Genomic DNA, 3,633 nt, shown 5'->3' with positions numbered 1-3,633 from the left:
GCCGACACCAGCGCCCCGCACTCGCCCCGTCCGACCAGGTCGCAGCCGATCGCCAGGCTGGATGCGGCCAGCGCGGTCGCGCCCGCTCCCCGCTCGGTCATGGGCACGGCCTCCTCGGCGTGGGCCACCGCGATCTGGTCCGCGGCGCCGTGCCGCCGCAGCTCCTCGGCCAGCCGCGGCGCCGGGCCGGCCAGGACGACCGGCACGCCGTGCTCCCGGCAGGCCCGCACCGCCCCCGCGACCACCTCGGCGGGCCCGTGGTCGCCGCCCATCGCGTCCAGGACCACGGGGGCCGCGCCGGTCACGGCAGCTCCACGCGGACGCGCCGCTCGGCCCGGCCCGACCCGGCGGAGGCCAGCAGGTGCCGGGCGAAGACGGCGGCCTTGCGGCGGCGCGGCACCCGCACCCGCCCGGCCAGGACGTCGAAGCCGCGGCGCTCGATCTCGGCGAGGATGCCGCCGTACAGCTCGAAGGCGGCGCGCACGCACGGCCGCGAGGAGGCGACGAGCAGGCCGATGCCCTCGTCGGCGGCCCGGTAGTGCTCGCGGGCCCGCCCGGCCTCGAAGGCCAGCAGGTCGCGCACCGCCCGCCGGGTCCGCCGCTCGCCCAGCATGCCGGGCACGACGCCGAACTTGTCCAGATCCTCCATCGGCAGGTAGACCCGGCCGCGGGCGAAGTCCTCGGCGACGTCGCGCAGGAAGTTGGTGAGCTGGAAGGCCAGCCCGAGCTGCCTGGCCGGCTCGCGGGCCGCCTCCTCGTGGCCGGGCGCCGGCTCCAGCACCGGCAGCATCATCGTGCCGATCGCGGCGGCCGATCCCGACATGTACCCCAGCAGATCGTCGTAGGTCGCGTACCGCCGCACCGACAGGTCGGCGCGCATCGAGGCGAGGAAGGCGCGGACGTCGCCGTGGTCGATGCCGAAGGAGTGCACGGTGTGCAGGAACGCGGGCAGCATCGGATCGCCGGTCGCCGCCCCGGCCAGCCCGGCCTCGACCTTGGCGGCCAGGTCGTCGAGCGCGCGGGCGCGGTCGCCGGCCATGGTGAAGGAGTCGACGATCTCGTCGGCGTAGCGGGCGAAGCCGTACAGGGCGTGCACGTGCCGGCGTTTCCACTGGGGCAGCAGGCGGGTGGCCAGGTAGTAGGAGCGGCCGTAGCGGGCGTGGAGTTGTCGGCAGCGTTCGTAGCTGGCGGTGAGCGTCAACGGGCCTCCTTCAAGATGCGTTCGGCGGCGAGCCGGCCGGAGATCAGCACCGGAGGGATCCCGACGCCGGGCGCGGTGTACATGCCGGCGAAGTGCAGTCCCGGCACCCGCCGGGCGACCGCCGAGGGCCGCAGCCACGCCGTCTGGGTGAAGCGGTACCGTGGAGTAGGCCACGATGCGGTCGAAGAACTCGAAGAAGGCCGCTCCGGCGTCGGCGGCGCCGGCCAGCTCTTCGGCCATCTCGGCCAGCCGCTCCTGCCGGTCGGCCACGATCGCCGCGTACAGGGCCTCCTTGGTGGGGAACTGGCGGTAGATCGTCCCCACGCCCACGCCGGCCAGCGCGGCGATCTCGCGCATCGAGGCGTCGAGCCCGTCGCGGGCCAGCACGACCTCGGCCGCCTCCAGCACACGGGCGCGGTTGCGCCGGGCGTCGGCACGCATGGCCCCTCCTCGCGTCGACATCCTCGCGTTGACATCCGGAACCGTTGTTCCGTATCGTTCCCCGCATCCAAGCGGAACAGTCATTCCGATTCTAGGGGTATCTTCGTGCACTTCCAGACCATGGGACGTTCCGGGCTGCGCGTCTCCCGCGCCTGCCTCGGCACCATGAACTTCGGCACCGAGCACGGCCTGGCCGCGGGCGACGCCGCCGAGGCGGGCCGCGTCATCGACGCCTACCTCGACGCGGGCGGCAACTTCATCGACACCGCCGACCTCTACCACCGGGGTGAGACCGAGGAGATCGTCGGCCGGGCGCTGCGCGGCAGGCGCGAGTGGGTCGTGCTGGCCACCAAGGGCGCCATGCCGGTCGGCCCGGAGGGGCGGGGCCTGTCCAGACGGCACCTCGCCCGCGCCCTGGAGGCCAGCCTGCGCCGCCTCGGCACCGACTACATCGACCTCTACCAGTGCCACCAGTGGGACCCGGGCACGCCGATCGAGGAGACGATGGCCACCCTCGACGGCTTCGTCCGTTCGGGCAAGGTGCGCTACCTCGGCTGCTCCAACTTCACCGCCGCGCAGATCGTCGAGGCGCAGTGGGCCGCCGAGCGGGTGGGCGGCACGCCGTTCGTGAGCCTGCAACCGCAGTACTCGCTGCTCCAGCGGGTCGTCGAGGCCGAGATCCTGCCCGCCTGCGCCCGGTTCGGCCTCGGCACGGTGGTGTACGGCGCGCTCGGCGGCGGCGTCCTGACCGGCCGCTACCGGCGCGGCGAAATCCCCGACCCGGACAGCCGCATGGGCCGCCTGCTCGGCGCCGCGATGCCCGGCGCGGCCCGCTGGGCGCAGTCGTTGCTCAACGACCGCAACCTGGCCGTCGCCGAGGGGCTGGCCGAGGTCGCGGCCGAGCTGGGGGCCGACCCGGCCGCGGTCGCCCTGGCCTGGGTCGCCGGACGTCCCGGCGTCACGTCGGTGCTGCTCGGGCCGCGCTCGGTGCGGCAGCTGCGGGAGAACCTGGCCGCCTTCGACCTCACCCTCCCGCCGGAGGCGGCCACCCGCCTGGACGACCTCTCCGACCCCGCCCACACCCCCTCCGACGGCTCCTTCTTCCACCTCGTCCCCCGCTGATCCCGGCGCAAAGCGAAGTGTTGTCCGTGGTATCGCTGTGATACCGCCCCCGACCTACGATGAGGGCATGGCCATGACCCTTCGCCTCAACGACGAACAGACCGAGGCTCTTCGTAAGCGTGCCGAGCTGGAAGGGCGAAGCATGCAGCAGATCGTGCTGCGCGCGATCGAGGAGTACCTGGAGCGCGCCTCCGACGACGAGATCACCGACGCTCTGGCCGAGAAAGGCGCCAGGCGATTCGCGGACCTGTTGCGCAGGCTGGGCGAGTGATCCGCTACGTCAGCCTCGAACAGGGGCTCCGCATCGCGCGGGCCGCGGTGGGCGGCCCCTTCCAGGTGCGTGACCTCGGGCTCTTGGAGGCTGCGCTCCTGCGGCCGCGGACCTCGCTGTTCGGGCATGACGCCTATCCCGACCTGATGACCAAGGCCGCGGCCCTCCTCCACTCGATCGTCACCAACCGTCCGCTCGTCGACGGGAACAAGCGCGCGGGCTGGCTCACGACCTACGTCTTCCTCGCGAAGAACGGAATCGAGCTCGACCCGGCCGACGACGACGCCTACGACCTGATCGTCGCCGTCGCCTCCGGCAAGCTCGACGACGTGACGGAGATCGCCGGGGCGTTGCGCGCGTTCACGAGGTGAGCTTGACCGGGAGGCGGCGTTGGCGGATGGCGGTGCGGACGGCCTTGGCGAGCTGGTCGTACTCGGCCGCGCGGGCCGAGGAGGCGCGGTAGGCCAGGCCGATCGTGCGGCCGGGGGCGGGGGCGGCGAAGCGGCGCAGCGCCAGGCGTACCCGCTTGCCGGTCTCCACCGGCACGGCCGACTCCGGCAGCAGCGTCACGCCCAGGCCGCCCGCCACGAGCTGCACC

Annotated in this window: 6 protein-coding genes and 2 pseudogenes; 3 read left to right on the top strand and 5 right to left on the bottom strand. The window is 73.6% G+C overall.

Features of this window, described 5'->3' with window-relative positions:
- The 4 genes and pseudogenes from ACWCSD_RS49785 to ACWCSD_RS49770 all read right to left on the bottom strand — a co-directional run.
- Positions 1-305 (bottom strand): annotated as a pseudogene (locus tag ACWCSD_RS49785) (phosphate acyltransferase PlsX); the annotation flags it as partial.
- Positions 302-1,201, bottom strand: a complete 900-nt coding sequence (locus ACWCSD_RS49780) for a phytoene/squalene synthase family protein (protein WP_397159992.1) — start codon at positions 1,199-1,201, stop codon at positions 302-304. The pseudogene ACWCSD_RS49785 and the gene ACWCSD_RS49780, both read right to left, overlap by 4 nt.
- Positions 1,198-1,308: an FAD-dependent oxidoreductase gene (locus tag ACWCSD_RS49775; RefSeq protein ID WP_449926388.1), complete on the bottom strand. Its 111-nt coding sequence runs from the start codon at positions 1,306-1,308 to the stop codon at positions 1,198-1,200. The genes ACWCSD_RS49780 and ACWCSD_RS49775 overlap by 4 nt, the downstream gene beginning before the upstream one ends.
- Positions 1,309-1,483: 175 nt before the next feature.
- Positions 1,484-1,642 (bottom strand): annotated as a pseudogene (locus tag ACWCSD_RS49770) (helix-turn-helix domain-containing protein); the annotation flags it as partial.
- 105 nt (positions 1,643-1,747) lie between these two features.
- Between ACWCSD_RS49770 and ACWCSD_RS49765 the strand changes: the two are divergent.
- The 3 genes from ACWCSD_RS49765 to ACWCSD_RS49755 all read left to right on the top strand — a co-directional run bounded on the left by ACWCSD_RS49765 (position 1,748) and on the right by ACWCSD_RS49755 (position 3,406).
- Positions 1,748-2,764 carry an aldo/keto reductase gene (locus tag ACWCSD_RS49765; RefSeq protein ID WP_449926385.1) on the top strand — a complete coding sequence of 339 codons (1,017 nt, stop codon included), beginning with the start codon at positions 1,748-1,750 and terminating at the stop codon, positions 2,762-2,764.
- A gap of 67 nt (positions 2,765-2,831) precedes the next feature.
- Positions 2,832-3,035 carry a DUF6290 family protein gene (locus ACWCSD_RS49760; protein WP_397163705.1) on the top strand — a complete coding sequence of 68 codons (204 nt, stop codon included), beginning with the start codon at positions 2,832-2,834 and terminating at the stop codon, positions 3,033-3,035.
- Positions 3,032-3,406 carry a type II toxin-antitoxin system death-on-curing family toxin gene (locus ACWCSD_RS49755; protein WP_397163707.1) on the top strand — a complete coding sequence of 125 codons (375 nt, stop codon included), beginning with the start codon at positions 3,032-3,034 and terminating at the stop codon, positions 3,404-3,406. Before ACWCSD_RS49760 ends, ACWCSD_RS49755 begins: the two co-directional genes overlap by 4 nt.
- Here the strand turns inward: ACWCSD_RS49755 and ACWCSD_RS49750 are convergent.
- On the bottom strand, positions 3,396-3,633 hold a 238-nt coding region (locus tag ACWCSD_RS49750; protein ID WP_449926382.1), incomplete at its 5' end, for a LysR substrate-binding domain-containing protein. The genes ACWCSD_RS49755 and ACWCSD_RS49750 overlap by 11 nt on opposite strands.

The organism is Nonomuraea sp. NPDC001684, assembly GCF_053596515.1.
The sequence above is the reverse complement of the archived record's forward strand: the minus strand, read 5'-3'. Positions and strand labels throughout refer to the sequence as shown.